Origin of the sequence: Microbispora bryophytorum (assembly GCF_006874465.1) — a bacterium.
Lineage (GTDB): Bacteria > Actinomycetota > Actinomycetes > Streptosporangiales > Streptosporangiaceae > Microbispora > Microbispora bryophytorum.
Map to the genome: position 1 here is coordinate 90,947 of NZ_VIRL01000017.1, position 15,719 is coordinate 106,665.

Here is a 15,719-nt window from a genome sequence, read left to right on the forward strand (position 1 = left end):
CCGCGTCAGCCGGGGATGGCGTCCACGTCGCGCGTACCCGTGACGAGGTACACGACGTCGCGGGCGACGCGTACGGCGTGGTCGGCGTACCGCTCGTAGTAGCGGCCGGCCAGCGTGATGTCGATGGCGGCCTCGATGCCGTGTTCCCAGTCCTTGGAGAGCAGGATGCGGAACAGCCGGCGGTGACGGCGGTCCATCGCGTCGTCGTCCTCCTCAAGCTCCTTGGCGAGCTCGATGTCGCGGGAGGCGATGCAGCTGCCCGCCTTGGTGATCAGGTTCTCGGCGATGGCGCCCATCTCGACGAACGTGTCCCGCAGCGCTGCCGGGATGGCGGACTCGGGGTGGCGCATCCGGGCGAGCTTGGCGATGTGCTCGGCCAGGTCGCCCATCCGCTCCAGGTCGGCGGCCATCCGCAGGGCGGTGATGACGGCACGCAGGTCGACCGCCACCGGCTGCTGCAGGGCCATCAGCTCGAAGATCGAGGCCTCGAGCTCCTGGTGCAGCCGGTCGACCTCGTTGTCCTGCGAGATGACGCTCTCCGCCAGCTGCAGGTCGGCGTCGAGCAGGGCGGTCGTGCCCCTCGACATGGCCGACCGCACCAGGCGGGTCATCTCCACCAGGCGGTCGGTCAGGGCCGCAAGCTCTTCGTGATAGGCGTCGCGCATGGCCGCCACGCTACGCGCGCGTCCGTGAACGAATCCCGACCGCCGGATGAACTTTTCCGGAAACAGGGCGTCGTGCCAGGTCGGGCAGGTGGAAGAACCGGAAATGCCGCCTAGGCTGCTGAACGTGAACGAGTTGCTGGCGAGCCTGGCGGCGATGGGCGGATTCGTCCTCGGCTCCTTCGTCATGCTCGCGATCCGACGGCAGGCGGACAAGCCCCGTGCACAGGAATCGGTGGACGACGGCCTTCCCCCGGGGGTGGCGTCGGTGCTCGCCGTGCTGCCCTCCTCGGCGGTCGTCCTCGACCGCGAGGACCGGGTGCTGCGTGCCAGTTCGGCCGCACGCGCCTTCGGTCTCGTACGCGGGGAGAGCCTCATGGCCGCCGAACTGCTCGCGCTGGCCAGGAAGGTCCGCAGGGACGGCGAGATCCGCGAGAGCGAGATCGAGACCGCCGGCCGCAAGTTCGGGCAGGAGTCCACGTCGTTCGCGGTGCGGGTCGCTCCGCTCGGCTCCCACGGACAGGTGCTCGTGCTCGCCGAGGACCAGACCGAGCGGCAGCGGGTCGAGGCCGTGCGCAGGGACTTCGTCGCCAACGTGAGCCACGAGCTCAAGACGCCGGTCGGCGCGCTGAGCCTGCTCGCCGAGACCGTCCAGGACGCGGCCGACGACCCCGAGGCCGTGAAGCGGTTCTCCGGCCGGATGCAGCACGAGGCCGCGCGCCTGACCTACCTGGTGCAGGACCTGATCACGCTGTCGCGGATCCAGGGTGGTGAGCCCATCCCGGCGCCCGAGCAGGTGCCCGTGGACGAGACCGTCCACGAGGCGATCGACCGGTGCAACACGAAGGCGTCGGCGAAGGACATCACGCTCGTCGCGGGCGGCGCGGAGGGCCTGAAGGTCTGGGGCGACGAGGAGCTTCTCGTCACCGCGTTGCGCAACCTCATCGACAACGCCGTGGCCTACAGCCCCGAGCACACCCGCGTCGTGATCAGCGCCAGACCGGCCGGGGACGCCGTCGAGCTGAGCGTCAGCGACCAGGGCATCGGCATCCCGGAAGGCGCCCAGGAGCGCATCTTCGAGCGGTTCTTCCGCGTCGACCCGGCCAGGTCCCGGGCCACCGGCGGCACCGGGCTCGGCCTCGCGATAGTCAAACACGTGGCCGTCGCCCATGGCGGAGAGGTCGCGGTGTGGAGCAAAGAGGGCTCCGGTTCGACCTTCACTCTTCGCCTTCCCGCGTTCGGCGGTCAGGCGGTCCCCGTACCAAGCACGACCATTCCCCAGGAGGCCGCTAAGTGACTCGGGTACTCGTCGTCGAGGACGAGGAGTCGTTCTCGGATGCCTTGTCGTACATGCTCAGGAAAGAGGGGTATGAGGTCGCGGTGGCGACCACCGGCCCCGACGCGCTGGACGCGTTCGACCGCAACGGCGCCGACCTCGTCCTGCTCGACCTGATGCTCCCGGGCCTGCCCGGAACCGAGGTGTGCCGCTCGCTGCGGCAGCGTTCCAAGGTGCCTGTGATCATGCTGACCGCGAAGGACAGCGAGATCGACAAGGTCGTCGGCCTGGAGCTGGGCGCCGACGACTATGTGACCAAGCCGTTCTCGTCCCGCGAGCTGGTGGCGCGCATCCGCGCGGTGCTGCGCAGGCAGGGCGACATCGAGGAGATGGAGTCGGCCGTCCTGGCCGGGGGACCGGTCCGCATGGACGTCGACCGGCACATCGTGGCCGTACGCGGCCAGCAGGTGCAGCTCCCGTTGAAGGAGTTCGAGCTGCTCGAGGTGCTGCTGCGAAACGCCGGACGGGTGCTCACCCGAGGCCAGCTCATCGACCGGGTCTGGGGCGCCGACTATGTGGGCGACACCAAGACGCTCGACGTGCACGTGAAGCGGCTGCGGGCCAAGGTCGAGGCCGACCCCTCCAACCCCCGCTGCATCCTCACGGTGCGCGGCCTCGGCTACAAGTTCGACCCCGCCGACGAGTGAGCCCGTACGGGCCCGTACGGCCCGCGGGCCCCGTCCCGAACGAGGAAGCCCCTGTCCGGCAGGACAGGGGCTTCTACGCGTCTACACGGCCGTCAACCGGCGTTCGTGGCGGGCGACTCGGAGGGAGTGGCCTCGGTGGTCTCCGGGCTGGCGGCATCCGACGGAGCCGGGCTGCCGGTGGCGAGCGGCGAGGCCACGGGAAGGGCCGTCGGCGCGGGCGGCAGCGTCGCGAACTCGCGGCTGCGGGCGACGACCGGCACGGTGAGCGCGACGTCGCCGGCGTTCTGGAACTGGAGCGTGAGCTTGATGCTCTCGCCGCCGCGCAGCGCCGTCTTCAGACCGTCGATCGTGACACCGGGGGTGCCGGCGAGCGTGCCCGGCTGAAGGTTGATGGGGCTCTGCACCTTGACCGACGTGGCCAGCTGCTCCTCGGGGACGATGCTGATGAGCTGGTCGGCGGTCCCCGTGCTGTTCAGGAGAGTCAGGTAGACCGGCGCCGACCCGCCGGTGGCGAGCTGCTGGCCGGAGTCCGGCCCGAGGACGAACGCCTGCGGGATCATGATGCCGTTCTTGCCGTAGGCCTTGCCGGGGCCGTCGCCGTCGTAGAGGACGCCCGCTTCGTTCGGGGCGTACGGCACATTGGTGTTGGCGTCGAAACCGGCGCCACACGCGGCCAGCGCAGGGATGGCGGCGGCGAGGAGCGCGGCAACGGCGATCGCCCTGCGACGGCTGCTGCTGGTCACGGTTCGAGGTCTCCTTGGTACGCACGTGTATGGGCAGCAATCACCTTATCCGCGCCGGTCACCGGTCCGGCGTCGGCTCCCGGTCCACGCGCCGCAGCAGCGCAGGTCATCCCGCATGTCTCCTCTGCCGATTCACAGAGTGAGTGGCTTGTCAAGCCCCAAAACGGGGCTTTGACCTGCAGTTATGTTTCTTTCACTGTTCCGGGAGGCGGTAACCGCGTGGTACCCTGGAGTACAGCGGAAGGGGTACTCGTCACATGACTTTCCAGGTCGGCGACACTGTCGTCTACCCCCACCATGGGGCTGCTCGGATCGAGGCCATCACGACCCGAACCATCAAGGGTGAGGAAAAGACCTACCTGGTGCTGAAGGTCGACAAGGGCGACCTGACCGTACAGGTACCAGCGGAAAATGCCGAGCTCGTCGGGGTGCGCGACGTCGTCGGCCAAGAGGGACTCGAGCGGGTGTTCGACGTTCTGCGCATGCCGCACACGGAGGAGCCCACCAACTGGTCCCGCCGCTACAAGGCCAACCTTGAGAAGCTGGCGTCGGGGGACGTCAACAAGGTGGCCGAGGTGGTGCGCGACCTGTGGCGGCGCGACAAGGAGCGCGGCCTGTCCGCCGGTGAGAAGCGCATGCTCGCCAAGGCGCGCCAGATCCTCGTCAGCGAGCTCGCGCTGGCCGAGAAGACCAATGAGGACAAGGCGGAGGCCTTGCTCGACGAGGTGCTGAACTCCTGAACATCACATCGCCAAGGGTGGGCATCGGGGTCGATGTCCACCCTTTCGCGTCCGGTAGGGAGCTCCACCTCGCCGGACTGTTCTGGCCGGACGAGACCGGGCTGGCCGGTCACTCCGACGGCGACGCGGCGGCGCACGCGTGCTGTGACGCGCTGCTGTCGGCCGCCGGGCTCGGTGACGTGGGCGCCCTCTTCGGCACCTCCGATCCCCGCTGGGCGGGCGCCGCGGGCGTCACTCTCCTGGAGGAGGCGGCCCGCCAGGTGCGGGCGGCCGGATTCGAGATTGGCAACCTGGCCGTCCAGATCATCGGGAACCGTCCGAAGGTCGCACCTCGCCGCGCGGAGGCGGAGAAGGCCCTCGGGGCCGCCGCTGGGGCGCCGGTGAGCGTCAGCGCCACCACGACCGACGGTCTCGGGCTCACCGGCCGGGGCGAGGGCGTGGCGGCCATCGCGACCGCCGTGATCCTTCCGGCATGAATGTTCCGTTCCAATCGGACATGCCAACCTGGATGAGGCCCGGAGCGTCTCACTAGCACGTGGGCGGCGGCTCGAACCAAGGCGCGGAATCGAGCCGCCGCCCTCTTTTTTCTTTCATGGGGCGCATATTTCCCTTCCGTGGGGTATCCCACAGTCCGAGGATGAAAGGGTCACCCTCATCGGGAGGTCGATATGACAATCGAGTCCATTCTCGGCGCCATCGTCATCGGTGCGGTCATCGGCGCTCTGGGCCGTCTGTTCCTGCCCGGTCGGCAGCCGATCGGCTGGATCCTGACGATCGTCGTCGGTATCGTGGCGGCGCTCATCGGTACCGCGATCGCCCAGGTCATGGGCGTGTCCACGACGGATGGCATCGACTGGATCGAACTGGTCATGCAGGTCGTACTGGCCGTCGTGGGTGTCGGCATCGTTGCCGGCCTCAGGCGAGGGTCGCGGGTGTAAGGCACTCGCTCGGTGGGGCGGCCCCCCGCTCTCACCCCCCAATAGCGCGCAGGCCCGTCCGGCTTCCCAGCCGGGCGGGCTTGCGCGTGTACGGACGGCCCGGCTCAGGCGGGCGGGCGCGGTGTGCTGCGCATCCGGCCCGACGGAGGCGCCATCGGCACCGTTCCCTCCCCGCCGGCCTCCCGGGTGCCCTCCCCGGTGCCCTCGTCGGTGGCACCGGCTTCCGGCGCGCCGTGACGGCCGTCTTCCGCGGCGTGCGGCCCGTGCCTTCCGTCCTGCTCGACCGGGTCGGCGCAGTCCGAAGGGTGGGCGGGGTCCGGCACGTGGGCGGGGTCCGGCACGTGGACGGGGTCCGGCGTGTGGACGGGGTCCGGCGTGTGGGCGGGGTCCGGCACATCCCTGATCTGACGGAGGGGCTGGGTGTCGATGCCCGCCTCGTCATCGGGCCGCTCCGGCTCTGCCGCGGCGGGTTCGTCCGGTTGGGGGCGGGGGTGCACGAGGACGTCACCGGTGTGCGGCCGTACCAGGTCGCCCCAGCGCACGGGACGGTTGCGGCGGGGCTGCGGCGGGCGGTCACCCGTTTCGGCGGGAGAAGGCGCCTGCGGAGCGGGCTCGGCGGGCGTCGCGGCGGCGACGGGCTCCGCGTCGGGGGCGCGCTCGTCCGTGGCCGTCTCAGCGGCCGGTTCCGTCACGACCGGTTCCGTCACGACCGGATCGGCCTGCTCCGCGAGGGGCGGGGTGCCGGGCGCCGCCGTGGGAGTCACGACGGGCAGGGCCTCGGGCTCGTCCGGCGCCTGGTCCGGATTCGCCCCGGATTCGGTCTCGGGTTCGGTCTCGGGCCCGGGGACGATTTCCGGGATCGCCTCGGGCGATAGCCGTACGCCGTCCTCGTCGGTGTCGGGGGTGACGGCGCGCGGTCCGGCCTCGCCCTCGGCCTGCAGAGGGGTGACGGGCAGCGGCGGGGCGTACTCGGGTGGCGCGACGGTCTCGGAGACCGGGCTGACCGGCAGCGGGGGGACGTAGCCGGGGGGTGCCACGGCTTCGGGAACCGGCTGCAGGGGCGGCGCGCCGTGCTCCTCGATGACGGTGTGCGCGGGCGTGGGGCGCTCCCGCACGGCCACCGGATAGGGGGCGGTGACGCTGGTCCGGGGTTCGCGCGAGCCGTCGAAGGGCACCAGGTCGTCGCCGGAGCCATCATCGGAGTCGTCGTCCAGGTCGGCCCGATTGGTGCGCACGTGCTTCAACAGGAGCAGCAGCAACCACAGCCCCATGGTGAGCATCACCCAGGGCGACAACGCGACGACGAGAGCGGAGGCGTCGGGGTCGAAGGAGAGGCCGACGGCGGTCGCGGCGTTCGCGGCGGCGGCCGACGCCAGGAGCAGGAGCAGGACGAAGCCCGCCTGTAACCGGACCAGGAATCGCGCGGCCCGCAGCAACGGCACGCTGACCAGGGCGACGACCAGCAGAATGTCGAACGCCGCGGGATACAGGTAGTCGAGCCGCGGCTCGGCGCGCCCGAAGACGGCCAGAGCCCGCAGGTCGTCGAAGGACAGCGCGCAGGCGACCCCCGCGAGCACTGCGAGGGCGGCGCCCGCGAGGCCGATGGCCAGGCGGCGCAGCACCAGCGGGATTCCGGAGGGGGTGTTTCGGGACGGGCGGGAGGCCGTGCCTGCCGCGCCGGGGGGAGTCACGTCCATGGCGTTTCGAGCCTACAGAATCGGAGTGACGGTCGATCACTACCCGCGTGATCACCTGTTTCGTGTCGGAACCGGGGAGTCCGCCGGGAATCTCCGGCCCCGTCCGGGCCGGCCCGGTGAGTCGCGGCGCCCACGGTGGCCGGCGACGCTGCGTGTCCGCCCACGCCTGGCGAGGCATGGTGCAGCCCGCACGGTTTGCCGTACGGATCGTTACGGGTTTTGTTTCAGGTTGTATCGGGACTTATGTGTCAAAAGTTTCCATGATCGGCCACACTATGCCGTTCACAGGCGCCCAAGTAGCCCTGTGCCATGCCGTCAGGCGTTAGCCTTGCCTTCGTGAGCCTGCACCTCTACGACACCAGCACGCGTACGGTCCGTGAATTCGTACCGGTCGAGCCCGGCCGGGTTTCGATGTATCTGTGTGGTGCGACCGTTCAGGCTCCGCCGCATATCGGGCACATCAGGTCCGGGGTGAACTTCGACGTTCTCCGCCGGTGGCTGATGCGACAGGGCTACGACGTCACCTTCTGCCGCAACGTCACCGATCTCGACGACAAGATCATCAGGGTCGCCGCCCAGGAGGACGTTCCCTGGTTCGTCGTGTCCGAGCGCAACCAGCGCGCCTTCACCTGGGCTTACGACCAGCTCGGCTGCCTGCCGCCGACCGTCGAGCCGCGTGCGATGGGGCACGTGCCCGAGATGGTCGAGCTGATGCGGCGGCTGATCGACAAGGGGCACGCGTACGCGTCGGGCGGCGACGTCTACTTCGACGTGGTGTCCTACGCGGATCGTTACGGCAAGCTCTCCAACCAGAAGCTGGAGAACATGCGGGCGGCCGCCGACACGGACACCGACTCGCTCAAGCACGACCCGCGCGACTTCGCGATGTGGAAGGGCGCCAAGCCGGGTGAGCCCACCTGGCCGACGCCGTGGGGCCGAGGCCGCCCCGGCTGGCACCTGGAGTGCTCGGCCATGGCGACCAAGTATCTCGGCGGAACCTTCGACATCCACGGCGGCGGCGTCGACCTGATCTTCCCGCACCACGAGAACGAGATCGCCCAGTCGCAGGCGGCGGGCGACGGCTTCGCGCGTTACTGGCTGCACAACGGCATGCTCAAGCTCGGCGGCGAGAAGATGAGCAAGTCGCTCGGCAACTCGCTGCTGATCCCCGACATGCTGCGCAAGGTGCGCGCGGTCGAGCTGCGCTACTACCTGGTCGCGGCGCACTACCGTTCGGCGATCGACTACTCCGACGAGGCGCTCCAGGAGGCGGCGGCCGGATACCGCCGGATCGAGGGGTTCGTCACGCGGGCCGCCGAGGTGATCCACGACGTGGACGCCGCCGCGCCGCTGCCCCAGGCGTTCGTCGACGCGATGGAAGACGACCTGAACGTCTCACAGGCGCTCGCCGTGGTCCACGAGGTGGTCCGCGAGGGCAACGTCGCGCTGGCGCAGGGCAACAAGGAGCAGGTCGCCCGGCTGCTCGCCGAGACGCAGAACATGCTCGACGTGCTCGGCCTCGACCCCAGGTCGCCGCAGTGGCGTACGACCGGCGACTCGGGGCTCCGCGAGGTCGTGGACGCGCTCGTGGCCGTGGCGCTGGAGCAGCGGCAGGCCGCGCGCGCCCGCAAGGACTACGCGGCGGCCGATGCGATCCGCGACCAGCTCGCTGCGGCCGGGATCGTCGTGGAGGACACCCCGCAGGGCCCGCGGTGGGAGCTGGCACAGTAGGCGTGGCCCTACGCTAGAGACCATGGCGGGTAAGGCTTCAGGGAAGCCGTCGAAGAGGCAGGGGCCGGCGAAGGGCTCGGGTGGCAAGGTCAGGCGTTCCCTGGAGGGCAAGGGAGCGACGCCACCCGCGCACATGCGGCACTGGTACAAGGACAAGGCCCGCGCCGAGCGGATCGAGCGCGAGGGCCGGGGCGGCGCGGGTTCATCCTCGCGTACGCCGAGCCGTACGCGCCGGGAGGACGCACCGGAGGTCATCGGTGGCCGCAATCCCGTGATCGAGGCGCTGCGTGCCCACGTGCCCGCCACCGCGCTGTACGTGGCGCAGCGGGTCGAGAACGACGACCGCGTCCGCGAGGCCATCAAGATCGCTGCTGATCGTGGCATCGCGCTGCTGGAGGTCAGCAGGGACAAGCTCGACCGGCTGACCGAGAGCACCGTCCACCAGGGCATCGGCCTGCAGGTCCCGCCGTACGACTACGCGCATCCCGAGCAGCTCGTGGAGCTGGCCAGGGACACCGCCGAGGTGCCGTTGATCGTCGCCCTGGACGGCGTGACCGACCCGCGCAACCTCGGTGCCATCGCGCGTTCGGCGGCGGCCTTCGGCGCGCACGGGCTGCTCGTCCCGTCCCGCCGCTCGGCGGGCGTCACCGCCGGCGCCTGGAAGACCTCGGCCGGCACTCTCGCGACCCTCCCCGTCGCCCGTGCGTCGAACCTCACCCAGACCCTCCAGGCGTACCGGGAGGAAGGCCTGTTCGTGGTCGGCCTCGACGGCGCCGCCACGGTGGACATCGCCGACGTCGGACTCGCGTCAGAACCGCTCGTCGTGGTCGTCGGTTCGGAGGGCAGGGGCCTGTCGCGCCTGGTCAGGGAGGCGTGCGACCAGATCGCCCGCATCCCCATGAACGCCGCCGCCGAGTCGCTGAACGCGGGTGTGGCCGCCGGGATCGCCCTCTACGAGGTCGCCCGGCACCGTCGCCGGTGATTTCACCGTGACGGTACGGCCCTCGGCCCACTAAACTCGTCTGGGTGGCAGGCCGCCTTAGCTCAATCGGCAGAGCATCTGTCTTGTAAACAGAAGGTCTGGGGTTCGATTCCCCAAGGCGGCTCCAGCTCAGAGGCCCTCTCCGCTTCGGAGAGGGCCTCTCTTGCTAACGGTCCTGCTAACAGCGGTCACCTCTCCACGATGTCGAGGAGTCGGTGGTAGGCCCTCTTGGAGAGGATCTACCCTGGAAGGCTTTGCCGTATCCAGGAGAGGAAACACGGTGAGCCTCCCGTTCCTCATGGCCGTCTGTCCGACCTGTCAGCGGCCGGTAGCCGCGATGGAAGATCGCTCGGTGTCGTACTACGACGGGGAGGGGCTGCCTTGTCGCTTCAAGCTCATGTGCTGTAGCGCATGCCCGCAGGCCTTCGTGGTCCTACAAGAACTCTACGCTGGACAGCACTGGGGACAGCCGGAACTGATGTGGCCGAGCGCCACCAAAGCTCTTAACCAGGCGATCCCCTTTAAGATCCGGAAGGAATTGTCTGAAGCGACGCAGTGCTTCAAGGCTGGTCAGTACACCGCTACTGCGGTGATGGTCAGGCGAGTGATAGAGGGAGTATGCCGAAGCCATAACGCGACGGGGACGCCCTTCAAGGCACTTGATGATCTTTATGAGCGAGGCTTGATCGACAAGCGACTACTGGAGTGGGCACACGGATTGCGGGCTCTCGGTAATGACGGCGCCCACTTCGGAGGCAAACCGATCACACGCCAGGATGCCGAAGACGCTCTGACCCTCGCGGAGGCGGTCCTGAACTACATGTACGTGTTCACGAGGCAGTACGAGGAGTTCAAGCAGCGCAGGGCGGAGTCCGTACCTCCTTCCGATGAAGGTACGTCGAATGGCTCGGCCCCAACTTGCGAGTTGGGGCCGGTCAGTAAGTGAACCTTAGGATGCCTGACTGATCGGTCGACCGGCCGAAGGCGCGCTCGACCGTCCTGAACCAGGACGCGGTGGCGGCCTTCGTGCCGTCCCCGCACCATCCGCAGCTGTACGGCGCCAAGGCCGACGGCGCCGCCATGGAGACGATCATCCGCCAGGCCTTCACCTCCGCGGCCCAGAAACCCGGCGCCACCGTCGCCTTCAACGAGCGGGTCTCGACCAGGCCGGGAGACAGCCTGGGCATCAGCCCGCTGTACCTCCTGATGGGCTGCACCCTCCCCGTCTATTTCCTGGTGATCGCCATGCAGCGCGCGGTGGGCTTCAGCCGTCGGGCACATATGGCCACAATGGTCGGAGGCGCCGCCCTCGCCTGTTACTTCACGAGTGCTTACGGGATGGACGCGATCCCGCCGCATCCGCTCGCTCTGCTGTACCTGTTCCTACTGACGCAGGCTGTGGCACCGACCTCGTACGGGTTCGTGCCCTTTCTCGGCCCGTTCTTCCCAGGGGCCGCCGTCACGCTGTTCATCCTGCTCGGCGTGTCTTCCAGTGGCTGCAGCGTCCCCGTCGACCTGCTCCCTGGCTTTTTCCGCTTCCTCCACCCCGTCCTGCCCATGGGCAATGCCGCCGATGCCCTGCGCGATGTCAGTTAATTCCCGAGAGTCTCGGCCTCCGGCAGATCGTGTTCACAGCGGCAGGCGATGGTAGGCGTGGTCGAGTTGGTCCTGGCCGTACCCGCGGGCGGCCAGGTAGCCGTCGGGTCGCACGAGTACCCACCCGTCGTTGTCCAATCCGAGGGTGTCAGCGGCAGGTTTTTCGACCTGGCAGCCGCGGGCCAGGCTCGGCAGGGATGGTGTCGAGCCGCCGGTTGCCGGGCCTGTGGTCGAGGTGATCACCAGCCAGGTGGGATCGCGCAATGCGTCGAACAGCTTCTTCCAGCCGGCGGTGTCGGCTTCGGGGTGGCGGACCTGTACCAGGCGCTGCCCGGGAGCGGGTCCGGGTCGCAGGGTGTCGGTGTCTGGGACCGTGAGCGGGCTGGTCGGATAGGCGATGCCGAGGCCGGACATCGAGCCGAACAGAGCCTGGTTGAGGGCCTCGAAGATCGGGGGCCAGGCGTTGACTATCTCGAACACGGCAGGGAGGTACTCGTCGACGACCGCGCTGCGCAGCTCGACAAGCTGTGTGGCCATCCGGGTCGACTTCAGCAGGGCCTTCGCGACCGGTTCCCGCTCGACGCTGTAGGTGTCGAGCAGCTCGGCGGAGGCCTGGCCGTTGATCACCGCGGCAAGTTTCCAGGCCAGATTGAAGGCGTCCTGGACACCGGTGTTCAGGCCCTGCCCGCTGGCCGGGCTGTGCACGTGGGCGGCGTCGCCGGCCAGGAAGCAGTGCCCGGACTGCATGACGGGCGCCGCACGCTGCTGGATGTTGAACACCGACACCCAGGTGGGGCGTTCGACATGCGATCGGATCCCCAGGCCGCGGCTGAGCTTGCGCCCGAAACGCTCGGCGACGGCGGCGTCATCGCCGGCGTAGTCGACGTCCACGGTGTCCAGCAGCCGCCACCGCCGGTCGCCGACCAGCGGAAAAAGCATCATGGACGTGCCGTCGGCCCGAATCCACCGGATCCGGTCGTGCTCGACCAGCTGGGCGAAGGTGATGTCGGCGTCGGCGATCAACCACGTTTCCGTGGATTCCCCCTTCATCTCCAACCCGATCTGGTGGCGCACGGTGCTGTGGCCGCCGTCGCAGCCGACCAGCCACGGCATCGAGACAATCTCCGTAGTGCCATTTCGATCCAGGGTCGCACGCACCGTCCCGGCGTCCTGCTCGACGGCGGTAAGCCGCACACCCCACTCCACCCGGCCACCGAGCCGTTCGACCGCCGTGCGCAGCAACTGCTCCGTGATCACCTGGTCGAGCAGCAGCAGCTTGTTGAATCGAGTCGGGTAGGCGGTGAAGTAGGAGTCCATCGAAGCCAGTTGCTTCCCGTCGGCGTGGAAGGCGGTTCCCCTGCCTTGCACCGCGCGAGCGTTGACCTCCTCGTAGAGCCCTGCCTGGTCGAGGGTCTCCATCGTTCGAGGATGGATGACGGCGGCCCGACTCGTCGTCGCCGGACCGGTCGCGGCGTCGATCAGCCTCACCGAGACCCCTCGGCGCAGCAGCTCGTGGGCGGCCATCAATCCGACCGGCCCGGCACCGACGACCAGTGCGTCCGGCTTGACCGCTCCAGACGGGGACGGCTCCGTTTCGACCGTTGCCGACCGTGGCAGCACCGTGAGCACGCGGACGATGAACGCCCGGAATTCCTCCATGAAGTTATGCAGGAAACGCGCCGTGCCGGCGTCGGTCACTTCGCCGGCGTCGGTGATCAGGCCCGGTTTGAACTGGATGTACGCCTCCGGGGCGTTCATCTGCGGGGAGTTGCAGTAGCTGAGAACGCTGCGCAGGTTCTGCTGAGCGACGGCGGTTCCGATAGCGCCCGGGGATGCGCCGATGACGGCAGCGGGCTTGTGCGCGAATGAGTTGTCCCCCCAAGGGCGACTGGCCCAGTCGATGGCGTTCTTCAGTGCGCCGGGAATGGAGCGGTTGTACTCCGGGGTCACGAACAACACTGCGTCCACGGCGGCGATGGCGTCCTTGAGCGCCCTGCCCTCGGCCGGGTAGTCGACGTCGTAGTCGTAGCTGTACAGCGGGAGGTCCTTGATCGGGATCTCCACGAAGTCCAGGTCCGGCGGGGCAATGCGGACCAATGCCTTGGCCAGGGTGCGGTTGATGGAGGCGGTCGCAAGGCTACCGACGATGTAACCCACCGTGTACCTGGTCATGTCGGTTCACTCTCTGCTCACCCGGCCAAGCCACCGGCCGGGGTCAGTTGATCTGGAAACGGCGCCCAAGGCGCATGTGCCCGTTATCTACCGATATCACCCATTGACTTCGATCGTTGCGGAACCTCATCGACGGGAGCAGGCGGCAGGCCAGAGGAAGCCGAGAGCAGCGATATGCACTTCTAGGCCATTGATCGCGAACGATAGGCAAACCAGTCGTGGCGCCGTTTCCGCACCTCGTAGACATCTTGATGCCGCCGACGCCAGGAGGCCACAGGCGCTGGGGTCATCCGTTCCTCATCGGTGACGGTTCGCCCGCAGGCGCCGGGAGCCTGGACAGGGCTGCGGCGCCGACTGCGCACGCGACAGCCGCGAGCAGCGGTGGCACATTTGAACCGTCGAAGCCCGTAGCGAAATCCGGCTGGCTACCCGCGCTGATGTCGGCAGGCGTCGATGGCCGCAAGGACTCTCCGAGGAAGACCACCAGGTTGACCGTCGCCAGGGCGCCGAGGAGCGTGGCGCCCGCCATCCCCGCAGGCCACCATTGCGAGGAGGCGCCGGCTGCGGCAAGGGCGAGCAGCGGCAGACCACCCGCCACGAGGAAATCGAGCCCGAATCGCGCGTCGACTCCGATGAAGCGCCAGGAGACGATCGGCAGGTGGTCCATGCCGATACTCACGGTCGTGATCATCAACTTGAACGGCACCGCCGAGGCAAGCACCGCCAGGACCATCTACGCCCACACTCGGCGACCGGCCCCCTCTCGCCCTGCCTTCTCGAACATCAGCTGATCGTACGGGAGCGTCTGGCTGAGAGCTTGCGATCAGAAAAGGCCCCGGTGTCGGCCAGGTGTTCACCTGGGCGGCGGTGATGTTCACCTTGGGTAAGCCCGGCGAGCTTGGCCAGGTGCCGGCGAAGCGCCAGGGTGAACCGCCGCCACAGCTCCGGCGCGGTGGCGTTGAACAGCACACCCACGCTGGGCGACTTACAGACGACGCCGCTCGGGTCATGCCGCGCTCGAGCGAGCGTCGTCTGGTCATCGCGGGTTATCTCGCCATCGTCCGGCTTGGTAGGACGGCGTCCCAGTCGACTGTCCGGGCCCAATCGGCATAGCTGTGCCAGGCCACGTCCGGGTACGTGGCGTGTAGCCCATCGACGTCGAGGAAGTCGGTGTTCTCCTCGAACCGTTGGAACATGTCCGCGATCTCGTCGCCGGCCCACTGGCGGACCTGGTCCAATGGCAGTTGGTAGTACGGGATCTCGCGGCCGAGGATGTCACTGAGGATCCGGGCCGCCTCCTCGCCGGTCACCCGGTCGGAAGCGACGTCGATCCGCTCGCCGACGAACCGGTCCGGGTGCTCGATGGCGTGTACGGCGAGGCCAGCGATGTCTCGGACGGTCACTTGGTCCAGCGGCTTGGCGGCGGACAGCGGGTTGGCCAGGACGCCATCGCCAAGGCGGCTGAAGCCGACGTTGAGGACGTTCTCCATGAAGTACACGGGCCCCAGGACGGTCGCCCGGATCTCCTGCTCTCGCAGATACGCTTCGACAAGCTGCTTGCTGTCGGCATGGTCGATGTCGGTTGCCGAGAGCCGGTCGGCGCCCCGGAGCGAGGAGTACACCAGGTGCGCGCCGGCGCGCATCGCGACATCGATAAGGAGGCGGCCCTGGGCCACCTCCTCGTCCTTCCCGCCCGATCCGAACGGTATCGAGAGGCCGAAAATCGCATCGACGCCCCGGGCGGCGCTGGCGAGGGCCTCCAGGTCGGCCAGGTCGCCGGGGAGGAGCCGGGCTCCAGCAGCGGACAATGCCCGCGCGGACGGCGCCTCGGGTGATCGGACGTAGGCGGTGACGTCGTGGCCGTGGTCGAGCAGCAGTTCGGCGACGGCACCGCCCTGCTTCCCGGTGGCGCCGATGACGAGAACAGTGGCCATGAAAGGGCTCCTTTATCGCGACTCGCGGACGCGCCTATCCTTTGACCTCAACCTCTGTTGAGGTCAACTGCTAAAGTCGGCCCATGCCTCGGGCTCGCACCACGTTCCATGAACTCACCGTCGGACAGGTCGCCCACCGCAGCGGCGTCGCGATCTCCGCGCTGCACTTCTACGAACGCCAGGGCCTCATCCGCAGTACCCGGACGTTGAGCAACCAGCGGCGATACAGCCGCGACACGCTGCGCCGGGTCGCCTTCATCCGGGCATCCCAACACGTCGGCATCTCGCTCGCGGCGATCCGGGAGGCCTTGGATCAACTACCGAGTGAGCGCACCCCAACCCCGGATGACTGGGCTCGCCTGTCCGCGAGCTGGCGAACCGAGCTCGACGCACGCATCGCGCACTTGCAGGCACTCCGCGACGACCTCACTGAGTGCATCGGATGCGGCTGCCTGTCGCTGCGGTCCTGTCATCTGACCAATCCACGCGATGTGCTGGGCCGCGAAGGCCCGGGCGCACGTCGCCTGCCACAAGGGTGAAA

Annotated in this window: 17 protein-coding genes and 1 tRNA gene; 11 read left to right on the forward strand and 7 right to left on the reverse strand. The window is 68.6% G+C overall.

What is annotated here, in order from left to right:
* Nucleotides 1–5 precede the first annotated feature (5 nt).
* Entirely contained in the window at nt 6–665 is a 660-nt protein-coding gene (gene phoU / locus FLX07_RS26600) for a phosphate signaling complex protein PhoU (protein WP_142574407.1), read from the reverse strand.
* 103 nt (nt 666–768) lie between these two features.
* On the opposite strand from phoU, the gene FLX07_RS26605 reads away from it, so the two are divergent.
* Complete coding sequence (locus tag FLX07_RS26605) at nt 769–1,959, forward strand: sensor histidine kinase (protein WP_373292452.1); 1,191 nt, start codon at nt 769–771, stop codon at nt 1,957–1,959.
* Nucleotides 1,956–2,645: a response regulator transcription factor gene (locus FLX07_RS26610; RefSeq protein ID WP_142574408.1), complete on the forward strand. Its 690-nt coding sequence runs from the start codon at nt 1,956–1,958 to the stop codon at nt 2,643–2,645. The genes FLX07_RS26605 and FLX07_RS26610 overlap by 4 nt, the downstream gene beginning before the upstream one ends.
* A 92-nt stretch (nt 2,646–2,737) precedes the next feature.
* Here the strand turns inward: FLX07_RS26610 and FLX07_RS26615 are convergent, their stop codons facing one another.
* Nucleotides 2,738–3,388 carry a copper chaperone PCu(A)C gene (locus FLX07_RS26615; protein ID WP_229689517.1) on the reverse strand — a complete coding sequence of 217 codons (651 nt, stop codon included), beginning with the start codon at nt 3,386–3,388 and terminating at the stop codon, nt 2,738–2,740.
* Nucleotides 3,389–3,645: 257 nt separating this feature from the next.
* Here FLX07_RS26615 and FLX07_RS26620 point away from each other — a divergent pair, with 257 nt between their 5' ends.
* The 3 genes from FLX07_RS26620 (at nt 3,646) to FLX07_RS26630 (ending at nt 5,066) form a co-directional block, all read left to right on the forward strand.
* Entirely contained in the window at nt 3,646–4,128 is a 483-nt protein-coding gene (locus FLX07_RS26620) for a CarD family transcriptional regulator (RefSeq protein WP_030510364.1), read from the forward strand.
* 17 nt (nt 4,129–4,145) lie between these two features.
* Complete coding sequence (gene ispF, locus FLX07_RS26625) at nt 4,146–4,604, forward strand: 2-C-methyl-D-erythritol 2,4-cyclodiphosphate synthase (protein ID WP_142574409.1); 459 nt, start codon at nt 4,146–4,148, stop codon at nt 4,602–4,604.
* A gap of 192 nt (nt 4,605–4,796) precedes the next feature.
* Nucleotides 4,797–5,066 carry a GlsB/YeaQ/YmgE family stress response membrane protein gene (locus FLX07_RS26630; protein WP_142574410.1) on the forward strand — a complete coding sequence of 90 codons (270 nt, stop codon included), beginning with the start codon at nt 4,797–4,799 and terminating at the stop codon, nt 5,064–5,066.
* Nucleotides 5,067–5,170: 104 nt separating this feature from the next.
* Here FLX07_RS26630 and FLX07_RS26635 read toward each other — a convergent pair whose 3' ends face one another.
* Nucleotides 5,171–6,763, reverse strand: a complete 1,593-nt coding sequence (locus FLX07_RS26635) for a hypothetical protein (RefSeq protein WP_142574411.1) — start codon at nt 6,761–6,763, stop codon at nt 5,171–5,173.
* A gap of 336 nt (nt 6,764–7,099) precedes the next feature.
* On the opposite strand from FLX07_RS26635, the gene cysS reads away from it, so the two are divergent.
* The 5 genes from cysS to FLX07_RS26660 all read left to right on the forward strand — a co-directional run bounded on the left by cysS (nt 7,100) and on the right by FLX07_RS26660 (nt 11,072).
* Nucleotides 7,100–8,494: a cysteine--tRNA ligase gene (gene cysS, locus FLX07_RS26640; RefSeq protein ID WP_142574412.1), complete on the forward strand. Its 1,395-nt coding sequence runs from the start codon at nt 7,100–7,102 to the stop codon at nt 8,492–8,494.
* Nucleotides 8,495–8,516: 22 nt separating this feature from the next.
* Nucleotides 8,517–9,476, forward strand: coding sequence for a 23S rRNA (guanosine(2251)-2'-O)-methyltransferase RlmB (gene rlmB, locus FLX07_RS26645; protein ID WP_142574413.1), 960 nt, complete (start codon nt 8,517–8,519; stop codon nt 9,474–9,476).
* Between the two features lie 51 nt (nt 9,477–9,527).
* Nucleotides 9,528–9,603, forward strand: a tRNA-Thr gene (locus FLX07_RS26650).
* A 153-nt stretch (nt 9,604–9,756) separates the two neighbouring features.
* Entirely contained in the window at nt 9,757–10,422 is a 666-nt protein-coding gene (locus FLX07_RS26655) for a DUF4145 domain-containing protein (RefSeq protein WP_142574414.1), read from the forward strand.
* Nucleotides 10,423–10,490: 68 nt separating this feature from the next.
* Nucleotides 10,491–11,072: an ABC-2 transporter permease gene (locus FLX07_RS26660; RefSeq protein ID WP_142574415.1), complete on the forward strand. Its 582-nt coding sequence runs from the start codon at nt 10,491–10,493 to the stop codon at nt 11,070–11,072.
* A 33-nt stretch (nt 11,073–11,105) separates the two neighbouring features.
* Here the strand turns inward: FLX07_RS26660 and FLX07_RS26665 are convergent, their stop codons facing one another.
* The 4 genes from FLX07_RS26665 to FLX07_RS26680 all read right to left on the reverse strand — a co-directional run bounded on the left by FLX07_RS26665 (nt 11,106) and on the right by FLX07_RS26680 (nt 15,178).
* A complete protein-coding gene (locus FLX07_RS26665; protein WP_142574416.1) occupies nt 11,106–13,244 on the reverse strand; it encodes an FAD-dependent oxidoreductase in 2,139 nt (712 codons plus the stop codon).
* Between the two features lie 286 nt (nt 13,245–13,530).
* Nucleotides 13,531–13,977 carry a hypothetical protein gene (locus tag FLX07_RS26670; protein ID WP_142574417.1) on the reverse strand — a complete coding sequence of 149 codons (447 nt, stop codon included), beginning with the start codon at nt 13,975–13,977 and terminating at the stop codon, nt 13,531–13,533.
* Nucleotides 13,978–14,027: 50 nt separating this feature from the next.
* A complete protein-coding gene (locus FLX07_RS26675) occupies nt 14,028–14,219 on the reverse strand; it encodes a hypothetical protein (protein ID WP_142574418.1) in 192 nt (63 codons plus the stop codon).
* A 71-nt stretch (nt 14,220–14,290) separates the two neighbouring features.
* Nucleotides 14,291–15,178: an NmrA/HSCARG family protein gene (locus FLX07_RS26680; protein ID WP_142574419.1), complete on the reverse strand. Its 888-nt coding sequence runs from the start codon at nt 15,176–15,178 to the stop codon at nt 14,291–14,293.
* Between the two features lie 83 nt (nt 15,179–15,261).
* Between FLX07_RS26680 and soxR the strand changes: the two genes are divergently transcribed.
* Complete coding sequence (soxR, locus tag FLX07_RS26685; RefSeq protein WP_142574420.1) at nt 15,262–15,717, forward strand: redox-sensitive transcriptional activator SoxR; 456 nt, start codon at nt 15,262–15,264, stop codon at nt 15,715–15,717.
* Nucleotides 15,718–15,719: the final 2 nt, after the last annotated feature.

Coding starts and splice junctions, on each gene's coding strand:
- FLX07_RS26605 (WP_373292452.1), top strand. CDS start 769: ATGCCGCCTAGGCTGCTGAACGTGAACGAGTTGCTGGCGAGCCTGGCG.
- FLX07_RS26620 (WP_030510364.1), top strand. CDS start 3,646: ATGACTTTCCAGGTCGGCGACACTGTCGTCTACCCCCACCATGGGGCT.
- rlmB (WP_142574413.1), top strand. CDS start 8,517: ATGGCGGGTAAGGCTTCAGGGAAGCCGTCGAAGAGGCAGGGGCCGGCG.
- FLX07_RS26635 (WP_142574411.1), bottom strand. CDS start 6,763: ATGGACGTGACTCCCCCCGGCGCGGCAGGCACGGCCTCCCGCCCGTCC.
- FLX07_RS26630 (WP_142574410.1), top strand. CDS start 4,797: ATGACAATCGAGTCCATTCTCGGCGCCATCGTCATCGGTGCGGTCATC.
- FLX07_RS26680 (WP_142574419.1), bottom strand. CDS start 15,178: ATGGCCACTGTTCTCGTCATCGGCGCCACCGGGAAGCAGGGCGGTGCC.
- phoU (WP_142574407.1), bottom strand. CDS start 665: ATGCGCGACGCCTATCACGAAGAGCTTGCGGCCCTGACCGACCGCCTG.
- FLX07_RS26670 (WP_142574417.1), bottom strand. CDS start 13,977: ATGGTCCTGGCGGTGCTTGCCTCGGCGGTGCCGTTCAAGTTGATGATC.
- FLX07_RS26665 (WP_142574416.1), bottom strand. CDS start 13,244: ATGACCAGGTACACGGTGGGTTACATCGTCGGTAGCCTTGCGACCGCC.
- soxR (WP_142574420.1), top strand. CDS start 15,262: ATGCCTCGGGCTCGCACCACGTTCCATGAACTCACCGTCGGACAGGTC.